Origin of the sequence: Pandoraea iniqua, from assembly GCF_902459685.1 — a bacterium.
Lineage (GTDB): Bacteria > Pseudomonadota > Gammaproteobacteria > Burkholderiales > Burkholderiaceae > Pandoraea > Pandoraea iniqua.
In genome coordinates this window covers 13,128-35,876 of the sequence record NZ_CABPSF010000011.1, presented here as the reverse complement: position 1 = coordinate 35,876, position 22,749 = coordinate 13,128, and the positions used below count along the sequence as shown (strand labels likewise).

Below are 22,749 nucleotides of genomic sequence, written 5' to 3'. Positions count from 1 at the left end.
GCGCTTTAGAACGCGAAGCGGCCTTCGGCGGCAATCTTCGCGAGCGGCTCACGCGGGCTCGGCACTTCGCGCGAACGCAGGCCTTCCGGCAGCGTGGCGGGGTCGCCCGGGCGGCCGATGGCGACGGCGGCTTCAATCGTGTACTTCGACGACAGGTCGAGTTCGTTACGGATCTTGTCGTGCTCGATACCGGCCATGGCGTGCGTTGCCCAGCCCGAGAGCGAGGCTTGCAGGGCGAGGTAACCCCACGCGGCGCCCGTGTCGAGCGCGTGCGTCGGTGCCGGCACTTCCTGCTGCGAGCCCGGGGGCGTCAGCGTCGACTTCGAGATCACGATGACGATGGCGGCCGCATGCTTGGCCCAGCTTTGATTGAACTCGTTGAGAAAGCCGACGAACTTTTCCCAGTGCGGCGTGCCGCGACGGGCATACACAAAGCGCCACGGTTGCGCGTTGTAGGCCGACGGCGCCCAGCGGGCGGCTTCGAAGAACGTGTTCAGGGTGGCTTCCGGCAGCGTTTCATCGGTGAACGCGCGCGGCGACCAGCGGGCCACGAATTGTGGGTCGATCGGATGGTCGGCTTGGCGGGGCGTCGTGTCGGTCATACGGAGAGTCTCGTAGGCAAAGAGAAGTCGAAGGGTGAAGCTGGACTATCGGGGCGCTAGGATACCAAGCCGGCGCGCCGATCCCAACCAATATCGGGGCACGTGCATATATCATGACGCTCCATGAACACCCTCAAGAACATGCGGATCTTCGTGCGTGTGGCCGATGCGGCAAGCTTTGCCGGTGCGGCGCGTGCGCTCGACATGACCACGCCACAAGCCTCGAAAGCGGTCTCGGAACTCGAAGCGCATCTGCGCACCCGCCTGCTCCATCGCACGACGCGAAAGCTGGCGCTGACCGATGCCGGTCATCGCTATCTCGCGCGCTGCCGCGAGATTCTCTCGTTGGTCGAAGACTCCGAGGCGGAGGCCGGGGCGGCAAGCGCTGCGCCGAGCGGCACGCTGCGTCTGCACGCACCTGCCAGCTTCGGGCAGGTGTTCGTCATCCCCGCACTGGCGCGATTTCTCGAGCAACACCCGGACGTGCAGGCCGATCTCATTCTGTCTTCACGGGTGCCCGACCTGCTGGAACAGAACATCGACGTATCGCTGCGGCTGGCGACGGCGCAGCTGCCCGATTCCGGCCTCGTCTCGACCCGTATCTGCCGCATGGCGTCGGTCCTGTGCGCCGCGCCGCTGTATCTGGAAATGCATGGCGCGCCGGCCTCGCTGGACGAACTGGCACAGCACACGCAAGTGCGGCTCATCGCACCGCACTATTCCGTCGATCACTGGCATTTCGAAGGGCCCGACGGGCGCGTGAAGATTCCCGTGCCCACGGGGCGTTTGCGCGTGAATACGGCCGACTCGCTGGCGGCCGCGCTGATCAGCGGCTGCGGCGTGGGCCCGGTGCCATTGCTCTCGGCGTTGCCCGCCTTGCGCAGCGGTGCGTTGGTGCGTGTGCTGCCCGACTATGAATTGCAGGGCACCAACGTGTACGCCGTCTATGCCTCGCGGCTGTATCTCGACGCGAAGGTCAAATCGTGGATTGAGTTTCTGCGGGTGTTTGTGGAGCAGGCGCTCGCTGCGCCTGACGCAGCAACGCTATTGCCGCGCACGCGATAAGCAGGCCGATACCGAGCGATACCCAGAGAATGGCGAGATCGCCCCAGTGCTCGCGCGCCAGTGCATAGCCCCAAGGGGCGATGGCGGAGAACGCAAACGCGGGCGTCAGCAACGTGCCTAACGCGCGGGCATAGGCGCCATGCGCAAAGAGTTCCAGTGGCAAGCTGGCGCGCAGCAGGGTGGCCAGACCGTTGAGCGCCCCATACGCGAAGATGAACACGGCTGCCGCCACGAGCGACGACATGCCCGCCAGTCCCAACGCGAAGCACAACGGCAGGCCGCAGCCGACGATCACGTTGAGCCTCACCGCGCTGGTCTGACGCGGTTGCAGCCACTCCAGCATGCGGGCACACACTTGCCCCAGCCCCCATAGCGCAGCGAGGCCGACCGGCAATCCGTATGCGCCGAGCAATGCGGTCAAGTGCGCTGCCAGTCCTGACGACAGGATCGACACCAGCGCCATGACACTGCCGTAGAGCAGGGCAGGGCGGCACGGCAACGCCGTCGCAGTCTTTGGCGTTTCACCTGCCGTGGCCGCACGCGGTGGCGTCGGCGGCAGGCTGCACAGCAACCCCCACGCGATCAGGCCGAACCCGCCGTAGACCCACACCCCCGCGCGCCATCCCCACGCGTCGCCTAGCCAATTGCCCAATGGCCAGAAGACGGTCGTGGCGAGCCCGCCCATCAACGTGATCTGTGTCATCGGCCGACGCGCGGCGGCGCCGTAAAGCGTGGCGAGCGTCGCGAAAGCGGCATCGTAAAGCGACAACCGCATGCCGACGCCAAGCAGGCACCACGCGCCGTAGAACTGCACCAGCGTCGTGCTGGTGGCGAGCACCGCGCAGCCTGTCGAACAGATGAGCGTGCCGGCGCACATCACGCGGCGGCCACCGAAGCGTTCGAGCCAGCGGCCCGAATACGGCGAGACGGCGGCCATCACCAGCATGGCGAGCGATGGGCCGGCAAACACGATCGTCTGCGCCCAGCCGGTTGTCTGCACGATGCGCCATGCAAAAGCGCCGGGCAGATAGAAGCTCACGCCCCAGTTGATCAGTTGCGCAAGACCTAGCGTGACGACGGTGGGCATGGTGATGTAGGGCGCATGCCGGGACGGGCAGCAACGAATGGCCGGGGGAGGCTGCCATGGTGCGCGCAGCCCATCTCTTGGTAAAGTCTTGGCATCTTATTCGATCCATAAGGGAAACTTTGAGATGCGCCGCCTGAATCTGGATCAACTCCATACCTTCGCCGAGGTCATCGACGCCGGCAGTTTCTCCGCCGCCGCCGATCGCCTCGATCTGTCGCAACCCGCCGTCAGCCTTCAGGTGCGCCAACTGGAGCAACGCCTGAACGTGCGCCTGATCGAGCGCGTGGGCAAGCGGCTCAAGCCGTCGTCGGCCGGGCTCACGTTGCTAGAACACGCGCGACGTATCGATGCTGTCGTCGAAGAGGCTTTGCAGGCGTTGTCCACACATGCCGAGGGCGTTGCAGGGGAGGTTGCCATCGGCACGGGGGCGACCGCATGTATCCACTTGCTGCCGCCCATGTTGCGCGCGATGCGCAAGCGCCATCCGGCGCTCGACATTCGTGTGAGCACCGGCAATACCGACGATGTTTTGGCTGCCGTAACGGAGAACCGTCTCGATGTGGGGCTGGTGACGTTGCCTGCCGCCGGACGCAGCCTGCACATCACGCCGGTGTTGCGCGACGAGTTCGTCGCCATCGGCGCATCGGGGGCGCAAGACTGGCCCGAAGAAGTCACGCCGCATGCGCTGGCGGCCATGCCGATGGTGGCCTTCGAAACCGGCAGCAGCACGCGGCTTTTGATCGATGAGTGGTTTTTGCAAGCGGGGTTGCGCGTGCGTCCGGTGATGGCACTCGGCAGCATCGAAGCCATCAAGGAAATGGTCGCTGCGGGGCTCGGCTACAGCATCGTGCCGCGCATGGCCGTGAGCGCTGCGCACCATCGACGAGGCCTGCGCATTGCTGCGTTGACGCCGGAACTCTCGCGCACGCTGGCGATCGTCGTGCGGCAGGATAAACCGCTGGCGCCCGGTTTGCGCCGCGTGCTGCAAGCGCTGGAAGGTCTGGGCAGCGCGACATGATGTCGCATGTTAATAATTGGCAGTCCACGTCAACGGGGCGTGTTGTTTTACTGCTCAAAATAAACTATCCGCAAAATGCGAAGCTCGGACTACAATGCGCCAACATCGGCATCTAACAAGAAAGTGCAATTGGAAATGCATCACAATCTTTACCGATATGAGGGGCTCCTCAGCGCCCGCTCGGTCGAGGCGCTTGACGCAGAATTTCAGCAACTGACGCACGTACTGGGTTATCACGCGCTGTTCTACGCACCGTTGCTGCCGCGCCGCGAGCGCGAGCCGGCGGCGTTTCACGCGGGCGACGAGCGCATCACCGCCGAGGGCATGCCGAGCCGGCACATCTTTACGACGTTTCCGGGCGCGTGGATCGAGCGTTATCAGGTGGCCGGTTATGCGGAAGTGGACCCGGTGCTCATCGCCGCGAACTTGTCGCCGCTACCGATTCTCTGGCGCTCGTTTCTCACACAGAAACGGCCGCATCCGATCTTCGCGGATGCGCGTGAGCACGGACTCGGCTGCGGTGTGACCGTGCCGCTGTACGGTGCGGCCGGCGAGCGTGCCATCTTCACGGCGGCCACGTCGCAATCGCCGGAAGAGTGCGCCGAGCACGAAGCGCACATGATGGGCGAGATCTATCTGGGCGCGCTGTACTTCCATCAGGCTGTGCAGCAACTCGACATGCAATGGGTGGCCAGTCGCAGTGCAGGCAAGTTGAGTCCGCGCGAGATCGAGAGTCTGCTGTGGGCGGCGCGCGGCAAGACGGCATGGGAAATCGGTCTGATTCTGAAGATATCCGAGCACACCGTGACGTTCCACATCAATAACGCCAAGCGCAAGCTGGGTGCCGTCAATCGGCATCAGGCCATTGCCGCTGCCATTAGCAGTGGATTGATTGCCCCCTGAATTCGCGGACGGCGTTGATTCATCGTCCTGAATTCCCTCGCATTTCCCCGGCAACACCGCTTTCCATTCCCCGCTGGATGAAATGGCTCGATCTTCGAGAGATCGATGCCATCTCGCCGCCGCCCGTTTGCCATTCCGGCGCCATTTAGCGCGCAATTCGCCCCGATTTAACAGCTTTTGCGAAACAGTGTGTTGTCGCAATCGGGCTGGCTCATTGCTAGGGGAAAACTATAATTTACTCAGGACGAAAGCTGGCTTGAATGCGGTTTTCGCTCCCTGAGCGTCAAATTAACGATAAAAGGAGTTTTCCATGAAAAAGAACCTGCTGACTGCCGTCGCGCTCGTTGGCTTTGCCATGGCCGCCGGTTCGGCATTTGCCGACCAGACGCAAACGGGTGGTGTGACGCGTGCGCATGTGCGTGCCGAACTGCAAGCCGCGCGTGAACTCGGTCTCTCGCCGGTGACGGAATTCAATTTCCCGTACACCTATGAGCAGTCGATTCAACTGCAAAAACGTACGGCCGAAATCGAAGCCGCACAGCAAGGTGTCGCAACGCAACCGATGACCAACTAAGCACGCAAGCCCACGTTGTCCGTTTGACCTGCTGTTCGTTGCACCCGATTCGCCGACGGCCCGCCTGACCTTTGCGTCCCGCCCGCGCCGCGCGAATCAACCCGACGCCGTACCGCGTCACTTACCACAGCCCCGCCCGAGGATTCGTTCCCGACGGGGCTTGTGTGTTTCTGGGGCCCGGTGTTTTGTGGTCGAGGCAAAGAGAAAGCGGATGTGTCTTGCGACAACATCCGCTTTTTTGCGTCGAGCTTTTTCGTGAAGCTCAGTTTGTCTTGACGACCGGTGCCTCGGAAGTGTTTTCCACCTTCTCGTGCTTCGCATGCGATTCCGCCAGTGACGTCGCATCGTTGGCGGCGCTCGACTGCCAGCCACCGCCAAGGGCGAGGAACAGGTTGATCTGATCCAAAGCGACTTGTGTCTGCGAGGCGGCCAGTGCCGCTTCCGTACTGGCGTGCGTGCGATCGGCGTCGAGACTCGTGAGGTACGGCGCGCGGCCGGCCTGATACAGCTTGCGGTTCTGATCCGCTGCGAGACTCGACTTGTCGCGGGCATCGCGCAGGGCGTCGTCGCGTTCGAGTTCGTGGGTGTAGGCCGACAGGGACGTCTGCGTTTCCTGCAAGGCCTTGAGCACCACGCCGTCGAAGTGCGCGAGCGCAGCATCGGCGCCGGCTTCCATGCCCTTGATGTGGGCACGCACGCCGTTGGTCGGCAGCGACCACGAGATCATCGGGCCCACGCTCCACTGCTCCGTACGGCCCTGCCCGAAGTGTTCGAGCATGCCGCTGGCGCCGACCGACGCGCCAATACGAATGGTCGGATACAGATCTGCCGTGGCTACGCCGATCTTGGCCGTGGCCGAGGCCAGCTCGCGCTCGGCCTGACGCACGTCGGGGCGGCGCTTGAGCAGTGCCGTACCGTCACCGACGGGCAGCGCCTGCTTGAGTTGCGGAATCTGACGGCATTCGGTCAGCTTCGGATCGAGCGAGCCCGGCACTTTGCCGAGCATCACGGCGAGCCTGTACGTGGCGGCTTCGTGTTGCGCCTTGAAGTGGGGCAGGGCAGCGCGTAATGTGTCGGCTTGCGACTGTGCGCGCAGCAGATCGGTCGGCTGATCGCGGCCGACATCGACGAGCTTGCGCGTGATCGCCACGCTCTTTTCCTGCAACTTCAGTTGATCGTTCGCGATGTCGAACTCGTGATTGGCCGCGCAGCTTTGCACGTAGGCGCGCACGGTTTCGGCGGCCACGCTGACGCGGGCCACATCGAGCGCGGCGTGGCTGGCTTCAGCGGCGGCGAGCGCGGCTTCATCTGCACGGGCGAGCCGGCCGAAGAAGTCGATCTGATACGAGATCGACAGTGCAGCGGCAGCCAGATTGATCACCGGCAGCTTTTCTTCCTGAAGGAAGCTCTCGCCGGAAAGCTGCGCGCGCGCCGCGTTGGCTTCGACGCCGCCTTGCGGCAGATTTTCCGATTCGACTTCGTGGTACATCGCAATCGCGCGCTGCACGTTGGCCACGGCCACGCGCACGTTGGTGTTCGCGGCGAGGGCCTGCTTCACTAGCGCGTCGAGCTTCGGGTCGTCGTAGAGTTGCCACCAGTCGTCCGGCACCTCACCGATCGACACGGCGCGCTGGTTGGCCGTTGTGATCGGGCCATTGGCCTGCGCCGAGCGCATCACCGAGTTCTCCGGCAGATGGTAGTCGGGACCGACGGTGGTGCAGCCCGCGACGAGTGCTGCGGCCGCAGCCACCGCACTCATCAAGATCAATCTGGTTTTCACTGCTGTGCTCCCTGAAGGGAACCTGTCGTGCGCGCGGCGGCAACGGTGGTGTGCGCAGCGCTGTCAGTGGCCTCAGCGGCCGCGGCGGACTTTGACGGATTACCTTCTTTCGATCCTTCTTCCGATTTATGGCCCTGTGCTTCCACGACCGTCACGGTGGCGGTGCGGCCGGCGACGAGCCGCATGTCCTTGGGCACATCGTCGAGCGCGATGCGCACCGGAATGCGCTGGGCAAGACGCACCCAGTTGAACGTCGGGTTGACGTTCGGCAGCATCGACGCGCCGCTGGTGCGGTCGCGGTCTTCGATGCCGGCGACGATGCTCTGCACATGACCGTGCAGCACGTGGCGCTCGCCCATCAGGCGCACTTCAACCTTGTCGCCGATGTGAATGCCGCGCATCTTCGTTTCTTCGAAATAACCTTCCACATGCAGCGAATTCGCGTCGACCATCGAGAGCACCGGGCGGCCCGTGCTCACGTAGTCGCCCACGCGCGGCAGGCGATCGTTCAGATAGCCGTCGGCCGGTGCCAGCACGCGGGTGCGTTCGAGATTGAGCTTGGCGAGTTGCACGGCGGCATTGGCTTGCGCCACCGCAGCTTCACCCGACTCGACCTTGGCCTGACCGGCTTCGACGACTTCCTTCGCGACGACTTCGGTCAGTTGATGATTGCGGGCGTTCTCGCGGCGCGATTGCGCGAGCGTGGCGCGCAGCGCGGCGGCGTTGGCTTCGGCCTGTTGCAGCGCCAGCGTGTAGCGGTCGCGGTCGATCACGAACAGCAGGTCGCCGCGATGTACGGGCTGGTTGTCCTTGACCTCGACATCGGTGATGAGGCCGGAGACGTCGGGCGCTACCTGCACGATGTCGGCACGAATGCGGCCGTCGCGGGTCCACGGGGCGACGGTGTAGTAGTCCCACAGGTGCAGGAGAACAAAGACCGCAACGACCGAGACGGCGAGCGTCAGGATGACGGGCCCAAGGGAGCGAAGTTTCAGTTTCATGATTGGCAGGCGCGCACGATAGCGACAATGCCGCCCAGCGCAATGATGTACACAGCAAGGTTGAATAACGAACGGTGCCAGACCAGCTTGTAAAAGCCGATGCGCGCAAGCACGAAGCGCAGCGCACCTGTCAGCACGAAGGCCACGATCATCAGGGCCAGCAGCATCGGCACGAATACGCCGTAGATGTCGATCTCTCCGCTCATTGGGCACTCTCAGGTCGTGTGGCCGGGAACAGCGCAACGTGGATGTCCATGAGCGAGGCGCGCGCACTGCGCGAGGCCTGATCGCTATGGGCCACCAACGAGCGCACAGCGCCCAGCAGTTTGTCGTGCAGCGTGGTGTCGGGCTGGCTCACTTGTTCGTCGAGTCGCGACTGATAAAAGCGCGCCACGTCGGTGAGCACGGCCTGTACGGCATCGCGCTGCGAGGAATTCAGATGCGGCAGCTCTCGCTGCAACGCCAGCGCCGAGAGTTCGACGCGTACTTCGGTAAAGCCGTCGCTCGACGTTTCGCTCTCGCTGGCAGCGAGTCGCGGCACCAACTGGCCAAGCCGGTCGAGCAGGCGTGCCCGCAGGCGGCCGTGTTCGGCAACCGACCGACCGACAGCGTTCTTCGCAATGTCGCGCCAGCTCGAATGAATCAGCCGCCGCATCGCCACGCGTGTGCCGAACGGGCGGGTTTGCAAGGTCCAGAGCAGCGCGAACAGCACGCCGGCAAGACCCGCGATGTTGCTGTTGAAGAACGCCGAGAAGTCAGCGCTGTAGCCGCCCTGAATGCCGACGAAGCTCGCCGTATTCACGGCAACGAGCATCGCCACCATCGTGAAGCGCGGCTGCGGGATGAACGTGCCGAGCAAGAGATACGGCACGGCAAACATCGCCACCAGCAGACCGAAGTCGTGCGCATTCGTCAGGATGAAGAACACGTACACGGCAGCGAAGACCACGCACACGGCCGTCGCCCAGAAGAATGAGCGGATGAACGGTGCGGGCTCATCCATCGCCGCGAAGAAGCAGCAAGCCACGGCACCGAGCGAGACGCCGGCGGCGCCGTCGTTCCAGCCCGTATAGATCCACGCCATGCCCATCAGGAACGTGCACAACGCTGCCGACACCGTCGAGAACAGCAGCAAGCCGTGGTCGTAGTGGCGCGCGCCGCCCAGTTCCCAATATGGAAACGCCGGTTTCCACTCGGGCGCCTCGTCGGTCTGACCGAAACGGCGTTGCAGCGACACGCAGTCCTGCCACAACTGCACGAGCGAGCGCAGGCGGTCTTCGGTCGCCGAAACGAGCGCGGCATACCAGTCGGAGGCTTCGCCGGGCAATGCCGCAGGCTTGAGCAGATGCGCCGGCGCCGGTGACGGGGCGCCCTGACGCAGCCATGCAACCACGTCGGCCATCTTGGCTTCTAGCGCCTCAGGGGCACCCTGTGGGTGTTGGCGAAGTGTCTGCACCAGCGATGCCACGGTCGAGAGCACCGGCATCATCATCGTCATGCGCCCGCGCAGCTCCTGCGCATCGCGCACGCGCGCCGAGGTATCGGCGTCGTACGAAAGCTGGCTGATCAACTGGTCGAGCGCCAGAATGTCGGCCGCCATCCGGTGGCGGCTCATGTGGCGCGCGGCCTTGCCGTCGGGGTCGGCCGAGAGCATGTCCATGGTCCAGCGCGCGGCATCGACGAGCCAGCGTCCCGAGCGATCGTGCAATACCTTCGCCACGCTGGTGGGCAAGATGATGGCGCCGACGACGCTGGCACAGACGATGCCGAGAATGATCTCTTCCGAGCGCGCCACGGCGATGTCGAAGATCCCGTCGGGCGTCCCGACCGCAGGCAGGGCGATCAGCGGCAGCGTGTACGACGCGAGCAAAAACACATAGCTGCGCGGCGAGCGATGGAGCAACGAAATATAGAGCAGCGTGCCGGTCCACAGGCCGACCGCTGCCATCAGCAATTCAGGCGTATTGACCAGCGCGGGGACGAAGACGATCGACGCGGTGGCGCCGAGCAGCGTGCCCAGCACCCGGTACAGGGCCTTGGAGCGCGTGGCGCCCGTGAGCGGATGCGACACGATGTAGACCGTGGCCATTGCCCAGTAAGGGCGGGGCAGGCCGAGCGCGAGCGCGATGTAGAGCGCCAGCATCGAGGCGACAAACGCCTTGATCGAGAAAATCCAGTCGCGTGAGGATGGCCAATTGAACACGGTTTACTTCTTGGGGGGCACCATCGCGAGAATGGTCGCATCGGGACCCGTCGCGCTGGAGAGGATTTCGAACACGCGCAACACCGCTTCGAAATCCTCGCGGGGCACGTTGGCGAAAACCTTCGCGCGCAACTGGCTGAGTTCGATTTCGAGCTTTTCGGCGAGCGCTTCGCCGGCCTCCGTCAGCCGCAGCGCGTTGGCGCGCCGGTCGCTGGCATCGACTTCGCGCAGCACGAGCCCGGCGGCGCACAACTGATCGAGCAGCCGCACCAGCGAGGCGCCTTCGAGCCCGACATATTCGGCAAGCTCGACCTGACGCACACCCTGGCCAAGACGGCGGATGAACAGCAGCGGCCCGGCGCTGGCGGCAGAAATGCCGTACTCGACGATTGCGCTTTGCGATAACTGGCGCCACTGCTTACCGGCCAGCAACAGGTGGCTCGTGAAAGCGAAGCGGAGCGATTCTAAGGAGGTCATGGAGAAAGATTATATGTTAACTAATAATTAGGATGCTAGTTAATATGGTATTGCTTCAGACGAAGGAATGCCGCCGACCGCCCCCGAAGGTAAGATACAGAAACCAAAATGGCGCCACCGGCACTCAGGAAACACGGCTTATGACATCGAAAGGACTGGATAGCGAATCGTTCGCGCTGCTGCTCGCGACCGTGCAACGTTTTATTCGCGAGCGGCTCGTGCCCGCCGAGAACGACGTCGAAGAACACGACGAAGTGCCTGCCGCGCTGGTCGAGGACATGAAGGAAATGGGCCTCTTCGGCCTGTCGATTCCCGAGGAATACGGCGGCATCGGTCTGTCGATGGCGCAGGAAGTGCGCGTGGCCTACGAGTTCGGCCAGACGTCGCTGGCGTTTCGCTCGGTATTCGGCACCAACGTCGGTATCGGCTCGCAAGGCATTCTGATGGACGGTACCGAAGCCCAGAAAAGCGACCTGCTGCCACGTGTGGCGAGCGGCGAGCTGGTCATGTCGTTTGCGCTGACGGAGCCCGATGCCGGCTCCGATCCCGCTGCACTCAAGACGCGCGCCGTGCTCGACGGCGACGTCTATGTCATCGACGGCGTGAAGCGCTTTATCACCAACGCACCGCGCGCCGGAGCGTTCACGTTGATGGCGCGCACGGGCGGCGAGGGGGCGGGCGGCATCTCGGCCTTCATCGTGCCGGCCGACACGCCGGGGCTCTCGCTCGGCAAGCCCGACAAGAAGATGGGCCAGCGCGGCACGAAGACCTGCGACGTGGTGCTCGATGGCGTGCGCGTGCCGGCAGCCAATATCATCGGCGGCGAGGCGGGCAAAGGGTTCAAGACGGCCATGAAGGTGCTCGATCGCGGCCGCCTGCATGTGGCGGCGCTCTCCTGCGGCATGGCGCAGCGCATTCTCAACGAGGCCGTGGCGTATGCGCGCGAGCGCAAGCAGTTCGGCCAGCGCATCGGCGACTTTCAACTGGTGCAGGCTATGCTGGCCGACAGTCAGGCCGAGCTTTATGCCGGCTGGTCGATGGTGCAGGACTGTGCGAATCGATACGACGCCAAACCGGCGGGCAAGCGCGACGCCGAGGTGAGCATGCTGGCGTCGTGCGCCAAGCTGTTCTGCACCGAAATGGTCGGGCGCGTGGCCGATCGCGGCGTGCAAGTGCATGGCGGCGCGGGCTATATCAACGAGTACAAGGTCGAGCGCTTCTACCGCGACGTGCGCCTGCTGCGCCTTTACGAAGGCACGACGCAGATTCAGCAACTGATCATCGGCCGCGCATTGATGCAGGACGATTGACGTTTCAGGCGGCATTCGCCCTGATACACTCGCTGGCGTTCGCTGCCCCCAAGAGCTGCCGTCGTGTCCGACCCGTCATCGCAAGGCCCGCAATCGCCATCCCCACACCGTCCGCCAGCGACATCCGCCCGGACGGTCTCGCAAACGGCCTTGCCGTTGCTCGTCGCGTCGACCTTCTTCATGGAGAACCTCGACGCGACGATTATCACCACGTCGCTGCCCGCCATGGCGCACGACTTCGGGGTGGCCCCTTCCGCGCTTTCCATTGGCTTGTCGGCCTATCTGGTCGCACTGGCCGCGTTTATTCCCGCGAGCGGGTGGCTGGCTGACCGGCTCGGACCGCGCCGCGTGTTTCCGTCGGCGATTGCCTTGTTCACGCTGGCTTCGGTGCTGTGCGCGATGAGCACCAGCCTCGACATGTTCACCGTGTGTCGCGTGCTGCAAGGGCTGGCGGGCGCGATGATGGTGCCCGTCGGACGGCTCGTCGTGTTGCGCAATACCCCCAAACCGGCGCTCGTTCGCGCCATCGCCACCATCACTTGGCCCGGGCTTGCCGCGCCGGTGCTCGGGCCCGCGTTGGGCGGTTTCATCTCGTCGACGTGGAGCTGGCACTGGATCTTCCTTATCAACGTGCCGCTGGGCATCGCTGCGTTTGCGGCGGCGTTGTGGTTGGTGAAACCGTCGCCGGGGCAGCGCAAGCCGTTCGACTTTGCGGGCTTTGTCGCGAGCGGAGTCGGCGCGAGTGCGTTGATGTTCGGCGTGGAGCTGGCCAGCCGCACGCCGGCCGACTGGCCGATGGTGATCGGTTGCCTCGTCGTCGGTGGTGTCGCCATGGTGTGGTCGGTGCGGCACTTTCTTCGCACGCCGCATCCGCTCATCAATCTGGGCGCGATTCGGGTGCAGACATTCGCGGTGGTGGTCTGGGGCGGCTCGCTGTTCCGGATTGCCATCGGCAGCGCGCCGTTTCTGCTGCCGCTCATGTTTCAACTGGCGTTCGGCATGAGCGCCGTGACATCGGGGCTGCTGATGCTGGCGCTGTTCGCGGGCAACCTTGGCATCAAGCCCGCCACGACACCGATCATGCGGCGCTTCGGTTTTCGCGGCGTGCTGCTCGGTAATGGTGTGCTCGTGGCGATCGGCTTCGCGTTGTGTGCGCTGCTCACGGCAACGACGCCGCTCTGGATCAGTGCGCTCGTGCTGCTCTTCGGCGGTATCTGCCGTTCGGTGCAGTTCACGACGTTGGCGACCATGGGTTTTGCCGACGTACCGCCCGACGACATGAGCGGGGCATCGACGCTGTTCTCGGCGTTGCAGCAGATGACCTCGGGGCTGGGCATCGCGCTCGGTGCGCTGGTGCTCAAGATGACCGAAGTGGCCGGGGCGACGCCCTACAGCGCGGCAAGCTTCCGGTGGACGTTTGTCGCAATGGGCGCGCTGGCGTTGCTCGGTCTGATCGATGGCGCACGTCTCCCGGCAGATGCCGGCGCGCAAGTGAGCGGACATTCGCCCCGCACGGTTCGCTGATCAAGGCGTGCCGCATCGTGGTTCGCCCGCGTCATCGTGGTGCGGGTGAACCGGGTTGTGCACTGCTGCGGTGCAGCACGTTGCCCCTGCCGCTTGCCTCGCTCCCTCTGTTCTTCCTCCCCTCCTGCCTTATCCGGCAACGCTTTGCCGATGACTGCACCCTCGCTGGCATGCTTGTTGCGTAGTCACTATCGCTAGCGGCAAAGGCGTCGCGAGCATTGATACCGGTGCGACGTCAGGGGCAAGCCTGCGTTGCACCCACCGGACAACGGCGTCCCTCCGTGCTGCGGCACGGACGGACGCCGTTTTGTTTTTCGGGCGCTGCCACAGGAGCTGTCAACATGCGCAAACCTCGTCTGGTCGTCATCGGCAATGGCATGGCCGGTATCCGCACGCTCGAGGAGCTGCTGGAGATCGCGCCGAATCAATACGACATCACCGTGTTCGGCGCGGAGCCGCATCCGAACTACAACCGCATCCTGCTTTCGCCGGTGCTCGCGGGTGAACAGGCGTTTGCCGACATCGTGCTCAACCCCCTCGATTGGTATGCCGAGAAGGGCATCACGCTGCACTTGGGCAAAGAGGTCACGCAAATCGACCGGCCGCGCCGCGTCGTGCGCTGCGCCGATGGCACCGAAGCGCCCTACGATCGCCTGCTGATCGCGACCGGATCGAGCCCGTTCATCCTGCCGGTACCGGGCAAGGACCTCGATGGCGTGATTAGCTATCGCGACATTCGCGATACCGAAACCATGATCGAGACCGCTCGCGTCAAGCGTCACGCGGTGGTCATCGGTGGCGGCCTGCTCGGTCTGGAAGCGGCCAACGGTCTGAAGCTGCGCGGCATGGAAGTCACGGTGGTGCATCTGGCAGAGACGTTGCTTGAGCGCCAGCTCGATGCCACGGCGGGCAAGCTGTTGCAGCAGTCGCTGGAGGAGCGCGGCCTGACGTTCCGCCTGTCGCATCAGACGGCGGCGATTCTTGGCGACAGTGACGACGGCACGACCGGTGCCGTGCGCGCGGTGCGCTTCGCGAATGGCGAAGAGATCGCGGCCGATCTGGTGGTGATGGCTGCCGGTATCCGCCCGAACACGACGCTCGCCGAAGCGGCCGGCTTGTATTGCTCGCGCGGCATCGTCGTCTCCGACACGCTCCAGACTTACGACCCGCGCATCTACGCGGTCGGCGAATGTGTGAGCCATCGCGGCGTGGCCTACGGTCTCGTCGCCCCGCTCTTCGAACAGGCCAAGGTCTGCGCGAATCACCTTGCGTTGATGGGCATCGGCAGTTATCGCGGCTCGGTGCTCTCGACCAAGCTCAAGGTCACCGGCATCGATCTGTTTTCCGCAGGCGATTTTCTGGGCGGGGACGGCACCGAAGAAATCGTGTTGTCCGACCCGGCCGGGGGCGTCTACAAGAAGCTCGTGATTCGCGACGACAAGCTCGTCGGCGCCTGCCTGTACGGCGACACTGCCGACGGCGCGTGGTACTTCAAGCTGCTGCGCGAAGGGCGCGCGCTGGGTGAGTTGCGCAACAGCATCATGTTCGGCGAATCGAGCGTGGGCGACGTCGGCACACAAGGGCAAAGCCGCGCGGCGGGCATGGCCGACACCGATGAAGTGTGCGGTTGCAACGGCGTGTGCAAGGGCACCATCGTGAAGGCCATCACCGAGAAGGGGCTCTTCACGCTCGACGACGTGAAGAAGCACACCAAGGCCGCCAGCTCCTGCGGCTCGTGCGCCGGGCTGTGCGAGCAGATTCTGATGAGCACGCTGGGCTCGACTTACGACGCTGCGCCGAAAGAAAAGGCGATCTGCGGCTGTACTGATCTGTCGCATGCCGACGTGCGTCGCGCCGTGCGCGAGCATCGGCTGACGTCGCATCGCGCGGCCTACGACTTTCTTGAATGGCGCACACCCAACGGTTGCGCGACCTGCCGTCCGGCGCTGAACTACTACATGCTCAGCACGTGGCCCAAGGAGGCCGTTGACGATCCGCAAAGCCGCTTCGTCAACGAGCGTGTGCACGCCAACATTCAGAAAGACAACACGTTCTCGGTCGTGCCGCAGATGAAGGGCGGCGTGACGAACGCGAGCGAACTGCGCCGCATCGCGGACGTCGCGGACAAGTACCAGATTCCGATGGTCAAGGTCACGGGCGGGCAACGCATCGACTTGCTCGGCGTGAAGAAAGAAGACCTCGTGAGCGTGTGGCGCGATCTGGGCATGCCGTCGGGACACGCCTACGGCAAGTCGATCCGCACCGTGAAGACGTGTGTGGGCAGCGAGTTCTGCCGCTTCGGCACGCAGAACAGCACGCAGATGGGTATCGATCTGGAGACCATGCTCGCGAACATGTGGTCGCCGCATAAGGTGAAGCTGGCCGTGTCAGGGTGTCCGCGAAACTGCGCCGAGGCGGGTATCAAGGACGTGGGTGTAATCGCCGTCGACTCGGGCTGGGAACTGTATGTGGGCGGCAACGGTGGCATCAAGACGGAAGTCGCCGAGTTTCTCGTCAAGGTGAAGACGGCCGAAGAGGTCAAGGAATACACCGGCGCGTTTCTTCAGTTGTATCGCGAAGAAGCCTATTACCTCGATCGCACGGTGCACTACCTCGCGCGCGTGGGGCTCGATTACGTGAAGCAACGCGTAGTGCACGATGCGGCGAACCGTCGCGCGCTATATGAACGGTTGCTCTATGCACTCGACGGTCTGCCCGACCCGTGGCAAGCGCGTATCGACGGCAAGCAGGCGAATGAGTATGTGCCGCTCAAGCCGGTCATCCCCATCACACCGGTCGCCGCGCATTCTGCTGCTGCCCCTGCCACCGCCTGAGGACGACGCCATGACAATGTCTCAACCTATCTGGCTGCACGTGTGCGACATCGATGCGATTCCGCGTCTGGGCACGCGTGTATTGCCGCATCCCGACGGCAACATTGCGCTGTTTCGCACCGAGAGCGACAAGGTCTTCGCGCTGCGTGACAAGTGCCCGCACAAGGGCGGTGCGCTCTCGCAGGGCATTGTTCACGGCGAGCGTGTGACGTGTCCGCTGCACGCGTGGAACATCGATCTCGCGACGGGGCAGGCCTGCGCGCCCGATGTGGGCTGCGCCGAGCGCTTCGCCGTGCGGCTCGACGGCAGCGACGTGTTGTTGTCGTTCGACAAGACGAGCGACGAGACGAACGACGCGACAGTCAACACGCCAGCGGATGCCGACGTGTCGGCCACCGTCTGAGCATTACAGGGCACCCCACACCATGTCCGCGCCGGAGTCCGTCATGAATCTGCTGACCCCTGCTTCCACGTCCATCGCAGCGCCTGCCGTGACGACGATCACGAAGACGACCTGCTGCTACTGCGGCGTGGGCTGCGGCATGCTGGTCGAAAGCGACGGCGAGCGCATTGTCGGTGTGCAGGGCGACCCGGCACACCCGGCCAATTACGGGCGTCTTTGCAGCAAAGGCATGACGCTGCCGCTCACCGCGCAGTCGCTGGCCGGGCGTGTGCTCATGCCCGAGCTGCGCACGTCACGCGACGCAGTGCGAATTCCTGCCACTTGGGACGATGCGCTCGGTACGGTCGCGTCGCGCTTCGCCGACATCATCCGTGAACATGGACCCGACGCCGTGGCGTTCTACGTGTCGGGGCAACTGCTCACCGAGGACTATTACGTCTTCAACAAGCTCGCGAAAGGGCTGGTGCGCACCAACAACATCGATACGAACTCGCGGCTGTGCATGTCGAGCGCCGTGAGCGCGTACAAGATGGCGCTCGGTGCCGATGGCCCGCCCACGTGTTACGAGGATCTCGAAGCGGCAAAAACGGTGATCTTCGCGGGCAGCAACATGGCGTATGCGCACCCGGTGCTGTTCCGCCGGCTGGAGGCGGCCCGGGCGGCCGATCCGTCGATTCGCTGGATTGTGATCGACCCGCGCCGCACCGATACCGCCGCGATGGCAGACCTGCATCTGCCCATCGTGCCCGGCACCGACGTGGCGCTGTTCCACGGCATGCTGCATCACCTGATCTGGGAAGGGTGTATCGACCGCCGCTACATCGATGCGCACACCGAGGGGTTCGACGCGCTCAAGCAAATCCTGCGCGCCTATCCGCCGCAACTCGTCGCGGATGTGTGCGGCATCGAGGAATCGGCGCTGCGTCAGGCGGCGGACTGGTTCGGCGAAAGCCCGGCGGCGCTGTCGCTGTATTGCATGGGCCTCAATCAGTCGAGCCATGGCACGGAAAAGAATCTGGCGTTGATTCATCTGCATCTGGCGACGGGCCAGATCGGGCGTGCGGGTGCTGGCCCGTTCTCGCTCACGGGGCAACCGAATGCCATGGGCGGTCGCGAAGTCGGCGGGCTGGCAACGATGCTCGCCGCACATCGCGACATCGGCAATGCAGCCCATCGAGAGGAAGTCGAGCAGTTGTGGGGCATGCAGGGGCTGTCCGATCGCCCCGGGTTGCCGGCCGTCGAGATGTTCGATGCGGTGCGCGACGGACGCATCAAAGCCATCTGGATCGCCTGCACGAACCCCGTGCATTCGATGCCCGACAGCGCCCGTGTGCGCGAAGCGCTCGATGCCGCAGAGTTCGTCGTCGTGCAGGAAGCCTTCCATCAGACCGACACCGTGCCCTATGCCGACGTGTTGCTGCCCGCCACCAGTTGGGGCGAAAAGGCGGGCACGGTGACCAACTCCGAGCGGCGTATCTCGCGCGTGCGTGCGGCGGTCGAAGCGCCGGGTGCGGCGCGCGCCGATTGGTGGATTGCGAGCGAAGTCGCGCGTCGTCTTGCCCCGATGCTCGACATGCCGGTCGAGCGGTTTGTCTTCGATTCGACAGAAGCGGTCTTCAACGAGCATCGCGCAATGACGCTCGGCCGCGATCTCGATATCGGCGGCATCGACTACGCGATGCTCGAACAACAGGGCCCGCAGCAATGGCCGTTTCCGGCGGGAGCCTCGCAAGGGCAGGCGCGCCGTTATGAAGATGGCGTGTTTGCCACCAGCGATGGCCGTGCACGCTTTCACGCGTTCGAGTACCAGCCGGTGGCCGAGCCGATCAATGCGCGTCATCCGTTCCGGCTGATTACCGGGCGGCTGCGCGACCAGTGGCACGGCATGAGCCGCACGGGCCGCGTGGGCCAGTTGTTCGAACACGCCCCGGAACCCACGCTGACGATGCATCCGACCGACGCCACGCGGCGCAGCTTACGCGCGGGCGACTTCGTGCGGCTGTCCAGCCGCCGCGGTGAGCGCGTGCTGATGCTCGCCGTGAGCGACGACGTGGCGTCGGGCACGGTCTTTGTGCCGATGCACTGGAGCGGCCAGTTTCTCGGCGGCGGCGGTGTCAACGACACGACGACGGGAGCCGTCGACAAGTATTCGAAACAGCCCGAATTGAAGCACGCGGCCGTGCGCGTCGATCCGCTGACGTTGCCGTGGCGTGTCACGGCGGTGCGTCGTGGCGACGCGCTGCGACTGCACGCGGCGGTGCAGCCGTTGCTTGCCGAGCGGCGCTTCGCGACGGTGCGTCTGGAAGGTGAGGACCGCTTGGTGGTATCCGCCGCAGACGATCAGGCCGATGCCGACTGGCTCGAGCGCTTGCATACCGCGCTTGGGCTGCCGCGAGACGAGGCGTTGCTCGAATACCGCGACGCGCGCCGTGCCATGACCAAGCGGGTGGCGTGGCGAGACGCCGTGATCGAGGGCGTGCTCGTGGCCGGAAACGAGGCGGACGTGGCGGGATCGGCGTCGTTGCTCGCGCGGGTGCGCGAGGGCACGCCGTGGACGCGGGCGCGTCACGCCGTATTCGTGGCGGACAGCGCCGCGACGGCCGGTGCCGCGCGCGACCGCACGGTGTGTCAGTGCAAGCAGATCAAGGCGTCGAGCATCGCTGCGGCGATTGCCTCTGGCGCAGACGTATCAAAACTCAAGGCAACGCTCGGCTGCGGCACGGTCTGTGGATCGTGCGTGCCGGAGTTGCAGCGCATGTGTGTGGCATCGAGGGCGTCGTCGTTCGCAGTAGAACCCTCGGCCACGGCCGGGGCAGTGTGATCGACACGACATCGGCATGACGCTCGCCAGCATGCGCAGTACCTCACCAACAGGACATGGAAGAATTGACGGAGAACGATCATGAAGCTCGGCAAAGTTACCCTGCTCAGTGCGGGCCCCGGCGCGCTCGATCTGCTTACGCTGCGCGCCGCGCGGGTGCTGAGCGAGGCCGACGTGCTGCTGGTCGACGATCTGGCCAACCCGGAAATCGCGACCCTCGCGCCACAGGCCCGCGTGATTGCCGTGGGCAAGCGAGGCGGCTGCCGGTCCACACCGCAAGCGTTCATCGAACGGCTGATGTGCCGGTTGGCCCGGCGCGGCGCGCATGTGGTGCGCGTGAAGGGGGGCGACGCGCTGATGTTCGGCCGGGCCGGGGAAGAGATGCGCGCGCTGCGACTTGCTGGCGTGCCGGTGGACATCGTCAACGGCGTGTCGGCGGCGTTTGCGGCGGCGGCCGGGCTCGGCATGTCGCTCACGCACCGCGACCATTGCGCGGGCGTGACCTTCGTCACCGCGCACCGGCAGGACGGCATGGCGCCGAACTGGGCCGCACTGGCCGCGACGGGCACGACGCTGGCGATCTACATGGGCGTGCAGCGGGTCGATGGCCTGTGTGCGACGCTGCTCGCGCATCTCGACGCCGCGACACCGGCGGCCGCCGTGCAGTGGGCGGGCACGGCGCACGAACGGCGTTTGTTGACGACGCTCGGCTGTCTGGCACAGGACGTGAGGGCGGGCGATTTCGCCAGTCCGGCCATTTTGCTCGTTGGCGGCGCGGTCGGTGAGGCGGTACTGGCGTCGAGTGTGGACGCCATCGCCATCGCCGCCTGATTGGCGTGCCTATACTATCGATACCTAGATTTCCCCCTGACTTTCCCCCTGACTCTTGGCCCCCACGATCTTGCCAAAACGACCGGATGCCGGGGATCGCGATCCCCTCGCCGACACGTCACCGATAGCGGCTCCCGCCACTTCTGCTGCTGCGCCTGCCGGCGTGGGTGGTGTGAGTGGTGCGGCTGGCGTATTGCGTGTGCTGCTCGTGACCGATACCGACAAGCCGATTGGCGACTTGCGGGCGGCGCTCGCGCGTCTGGGCTGCGAGATGCTCGCTGAAGTGGCCAAGCCGCAGGCGTTGCCGCGCGTGGTCGAGAGCGAGCGCCCGGACGTGATCATCATCGATACCGAATCGCCCTCGCGCGACACGCTGGAGCAGTTGGCCGTCATGAACGCGGCGGCACCGCGCACGGTGTTGATGTTCTCTGCCGACGGTAACCAATCGCTCATTCGCGCCGCCGTCGATGCTGGCGTGACGGCCTATTCGGTGGAAGGGCTCGCCGCCGACCGGCTGGCACCGATTCTCGAAGTGGCGCTGGCGCGCTTCGCGCACGAGGAAAAATTGCGTGCGCGGCTGACCAAAGCCGAGAGCGAACTGGCCGACCGCAAGCTGATCGACCGGGCCAAACGTCTGCTGATGGACCGGCGCAAGATTTCCGAGCAGGAGGCGTATGCCCTTCTGCGCAAACGGGCAATGGATCAGGGCGAGAAGCTCGTCGAAGTGGCGCGCCAACTCGTCTCGATTGCCGAATTACTGGGATAGACACTGCTCATGTCGACGTCATCATGGAAGGATTTCGGCGCAGGGCGCGCCGACACGCTGGGGGCGGCATCGGGTGGCGGGCCGGAGAAGCGCCATCTGCGCGTGGGCTTCGTGGCGCTGTCGGATGCCGCGCCGCTGGTCGTCGCGAAGCGGCTGGAGTTGGGACACGAGCACGGACTGACTCTGGAGTTGAGCCGCGAGTCGTCGTGGGCTGCCGTGCGCGACAAGCTGCTCACGGGCGAGCTGGATGCCGCGCATTCGCTGTACGGCTTGGTGTACGGCGTGCAACTGGGTATCGGTGGCCCGCGCGAGGACATGGCCGTGCTCATGGTGCTCAATCGCAATGGTCAGGCCGTGACGGTGACGCCGTCGCTGGCGGAGGCGATGACGCAGACCGGGAGCTTGCGAGAGGCATTGGGCACGCTGGGGCGCACGCCGGTGTTTGCGCAGACGTTTCCGACCGGCACGCACGCCATGTTTCTCAATTACTGGTTTGCGGCGCAGGGTATCGATCCGCTCTCGGAGATCGCGCGTATCGTGATTCCGCCCGCCCATATGGTGGCGGCGATGGAGGAGGGTGGGCTGGACGGTTTCTGTTGCGGTGAGCCGTGGCATGCCGTGGCACAGGCGCGCGAGTTGGGACGTACGGTCGTGGTGTCGAGCGACATCTGGCCGAATCATCCGGAAAAGGTGCTCGCATGCCGGCGAGATTTCGTGACCCGCTACCCGAACACGGCGCTGGCGCTGGTGCGAACGCTACTCAGTGCCTGCCGGTGGTTGGATATGCCGGGGCACCGTGAAGAGGCCGCCGGGTGGCTGGCCGAACCGGCGTGGGTCGGTGCGCCGCGCGACCTGATTGCCGCCCGCCTGCTGGGGGACTTCGGCAAGTTGCAGGGCCGGCACGCTTTGTTGCCGGTGAGCTTCTTCGACGATGGCGCGGTGACTTATCCGCGCCTGTCGGACGGGATGTGGTTCATTTCGCAATATCGCCGCTGGGGAATGGTGGGCGACGACGCGCTGGCCGAGGCCGCGCTGACTGCGGCGCAAATCAATCAGATCGGGCTTTACGAGGCAGCCGCGCAAGCCGAAGGGGTGCCGGTCGCCAATGCGCCCGTGCGCGAAGTGCTATGCGATGGCCGGGTCTGGGACGAAGCCGTCTGGGGGCCGGGGACCGATCTGCGTGACTATGTCGAGGGGTTTCCGATTCGGGTGAAGCCGGCCTGAACCCGGGCTGGCGGACGCGTTCGACGCGTTCGACGCTTAGCGCGCGAAGGCGTCGCAGTCGCCGCCCGACGTGCAGAAGGCGCGGATCCCTGTGCGGTGATGCAGGTGCAGATGGCAGACCAGCGCAACCAGCACGAGCTGACGCGAGAGGTTGGCGAACACCGGCTCGAGGCCGGCGGCCCGGGCGAGTTCGCGCCGGAGCGTCGGGTGCAGGCAGACCAGCGCGAGAATCGCGAAAGATCCCGGGACTGCAAGGAAGGCCGCTAATGCGATTTTTTTTGTCATGACCGTCGTGTGTGGCGCGAGCGCACCGCACTCGCGGCGCA

The 22,749-nt window shown here is 64.9% G+C and carries 20 protein-coding genes; 12 read left to right on the top strand and 8 right to left on the bottom strand.

Features of this window, described 5'->3' with window-relative positions:
• Nucleotides 1-5: 5 nt before the first annotated feature.
• Entirely contained in the window at nucleotides 6-602 is a 597-nt protein-coding gene (locus PIN31009_RS26185; RefSeq protein ID WP_150792026.1) for a nitroreductase family protein, read from the bottom strand.
• A gap of 123 nt (nucleotides 603-725) precedes the next feature.
• Between PIN31009_RS26185 and PIN31009_RS26180 the strand changes: the two genes are divergently transcribed.
• Nucleotides 726-1,667 (top strand): LysR family transcriptional regulator, encoded by a 942-nt coding sequence (locus PIN31009_RS26180; RefSeq protein WP_150792025.1) that lies wholly within the window; start codon nucleotides 726-728, stop codon nucleotides 1,665-1,667.
• On the opposite strand, the gene PIN31009_RS26175 is transcribed toward PIN31009_RS26180, so the two are convergent.
• Nucleotides 1,579-2,754, bottom strand: a complete 1,176-nt coding sequence (locus PIN31009_RS26175; protein ID WP_150792024.1) for an MFS transporter — start codon at nucleotides 2,752-2,754, stop codon at nucleotides 1,579-1,581. The two genes, PIN31009_RS26180 and PIN31009_RS26175, sit on opposite strands and share 89 nt — an antisense overlap.
• Before the next feature lie 124 nt (nucleotides 2,755-2,878).
• Here PIN31009_RS26175 and PIN31009_RS26170 point away from each other — a divergent pair, with 124 nt between their 5' ends.
• The 3 genes from PIN31009_RS26170 (at nucleotide 2,879) to PIN31009_RS26160 (ending at nucleotide 5,249) form a co-directional block, all read left to right on the top strand.
• A complete protein-coding gene (locus tag PIN31009_RS26170) occupies nucleotides 2,879-3,772 on the top strand; it encodes a LysR family transcriptional regulator (RefSeq protein ID WP_150792023.1) in 894 nt (297 codons plus the stop codon).
• Nucleotides 3,773-3,907: 135 nt separating this feature from the next.
• Nucleotides 3,908-4,675: an autoinducer binding domain-containing protein gene (locus PIN31009_RS28415; RefSeq protein WP_281355924.1), complete on the top strand. Its 768-nt coding sequence runs from the start codon at nucleotides 3,908-3,910 to the stop codon at nucleotides 4,673-4,675.
• A gap of 310 nt (nucleotides 4,676-4,985) precedes the next feature.
• The gene (locus PIN31009_RS26160; RefSeq protein ID WP_058375676.1) at nucleotides 4,986-5,249 is read left to right on the top strand and encodes a DUF4148 domain-containing protein; all 264 of its coding nucleotides are present in this window, start codon (nucleotides 4,986-4,988) and stop codon (nucleotides 5,247-5,249) included.
• A 262-nt stretch (nucleotides 5,250-5,511) separates the two neighbouring features.
• Here PIN31009_RS26160 and PIN31009_RS26155 read toward each other — a convergent pair whose 3' ends face one another.
• From PIN31009_RS26155 to PIN31009_RS26135, 5 genes are read right to left on the bottom strand one after another with little or no spacing between them, the layout of a single operon-like run.
• Nucleotides 5,512-7,008 carry an efflux transporter outer membrane subunit gene (locus PIN31009_RS26155; protein ID WP_150792050.1) on the bottom strand — a complete coding sequence of 499 codons (1,497 nt, stop codon included), beginning with the start codon at nucleotides 7,006-7,008 and terminating at the stop codon, nucleotides 5,512-5,514.
• 17 nt (nucleotides 7,009-7,025) lie between these two features.
• A complete protein-coding gene (locus PIN31009_RS26150) occupies nucleotides 7,026-8,030 on the bottom strand; it encodes an efflux RND transporter periplasmic adaptor subunit (protein ID WP_150686085.1) in 1,005 nt (334 codons plus the stop codon).
• The gene (locus PIN31009_RS26145) at nucleotides 8,027-8,236 is read right to left on the bottom strand and encodes a DUF1656 domain-containing protein (protein WP_150686086.1); all 210 of its coding nucleotides are present in this window, start codon (nucleotides 8,234-8,236) and stop codon (nucleotides 8,027-8,029) included. The genes PIN31009_RS26150 and PIN31009_RS26145 overlap by 4 nt, the downstream gene beginning before the upstream one ends.
• On the bottom strand, nucleotides 8,233-10,233 hold the full coding sequence (locus PIN31009_RS26140) for an FUSC family protein (RefSeq protein WP_150792022.1): 2,001 nt from the start codon (nucleotides 10,231-10,233) through the stop codon (nucleotides 8,233-8,235). The genes PIN31009_RS26145 and PIN31009_RS26140 overlap by 4 nt, the downstream gene beginning before the upstream one ends.
• A 3-nt stretch (nucleotides 10,234-10,236) precedes the next feature.
• Nucleotides 10,237-10,710: a MarR family winged helix-turn-helix transcriptional regulator gene (locus PIN31009_RS26135; RefSeq protein WP_058375671.1), complete on the bottom strand. Its 474-nt coding sequence runs from the start codon at nucleotides 10,708-10,710 to the stop codon at nucleotides 10,237-10,239.
• 140 nt (nucleotides 10,711-10,850) lie between these two features.
• On the opposite strand from PIN31009_RS26135, the gene PIN31009_RS26130 reads away from it, so the two are divergent.
• The 8 genes from PIN31009_RS26130 to PIN31009_RS26095 all read left to right on the top strand — a co-directional run bounded on the left by PIN31009_RS26130 (nucleotide 10,851) and on the right by PIN31009_RS26095 (nucleotide 22,423).
• The gene (locus tag PIN31009_RS26130) at nucleotides 10,851-12,020 is read left to right on the top strand and encodes an acyl-CoA dehydrogenase family protein (protein WP_150792021.1); all 1,170 of its coding nucleotides are present in this window, start codon (nucleotides 10,851-10,853) and stop codon (nucleotides 12,018-12,020) included.
• Nucleotides 12,021-12,170: 150 nt separating this feature from the next.
• Nucleotides 12,171-13,544, top strand: coding sequence for an MFS transporter (locus PIN31009_RS26125; RefSeq protein ID WP_246185868.1), 1,374 nt, complete (start codon nucleotides 12,171-12,173; stop codon nucleotides 13,542-13,544).
• Nucleotides 13,545-13,885: 341 nt separating this feature from the next.
• A complete protein-coding gene (gene nirB / locus PIN31009_RS26120) occupies nucleotides 13,886-16,378 on the top strand; it encodes a nitrite reductase large subunit NirB (protein ID WP_150792020.1) in 2,493 nt (830 codons plus the stop codon).
• Nucleotides 16,379-16,388: 10 nt separating this feature from the next.
• The gene (gene nirD, locus PIN31009_RS26115; RefSeq protein ID WP_150792019.1) at nucleotides 16,389-16,781 is read left to right on the top strand and encodes a nitrite reductase small subunit NirD; all 393 of its coding nucleotides are present in this window, start codon (nucleotides 16,389-16,391) and stop codon (nucleotides 16,779-16,781) included.
• A 43-nt stretch (nucleotides 16,782-16,824) separates the two neighbouring features.
• Nucleotides 16,825-19,602 carry a nitrate reductase gene (locus PIN31009_RS26110; protein WP_174997405.1) on the top strand — a complete coding sequence of 926 codons (2,778 nt, stop codon included), beginning with the start codon at nucleotides 16,825-16,827 and terminating at the stop codon, nucleotides 19,600-19,602.
• Nucleotides 19,603-19,683: 81 nt separating this feature from the next.
• Nucleotides 19,684-20,433 (top strand): uroporphyrinogen-III C-methyltransferase, encoded by a 750-nt coding sequence (gene cobA / locus PIN31009_RS26105; protein WP_150792018.1) that lies wholly within the window; start codon nucleotides 19,684-19,686, stop codon nucleotides 20,431-20,433.
• A gap of 172 nt (nucleotides 20,434-20,605) precedes the next feature.
• Entirely contained in the window at nucleotides 20,606-21,199 is a 594-nt protein-coding gene (locus tag PIN31009_RS26100) for an ANTAR domain-containing response regulator (RefSeq protein ID WP_058375665.1), read from the top strand.
• 9 nt (nucleotides 21,200-21,208) lie between these two features.
• Nucleotides 21,209-22,423, top strand: a complete 1,215-nt coding sequence (locus PIN31009_RS26095) for a CmpA/NrtA family ABC transporter substrate-binding protein (RefSeq protein WP_150792017.1) — start codon at nucleotides 21,209-21,211, stop codon at nucleotides 22,421-22,423.
• A gap of 36 nt (nucleotides 22,424-22,459) precedes the next feature.
• Here PIN31009_RS26095 and PIN31009_RS26090 read toward each other — a convergent pair whose 3' ends face one another.
• Entirely contained in the window at nucleotides 22,460-22,708 is a 249-nt protein-coding gene (locus PIN31009_RS26090) for a hypothetical protein (protein ID WP_150792016.1), read from the bottom strand.
• Between the last annotated feature and the right edge of the window lie 41 nt (nucleotides 22,709-22,749).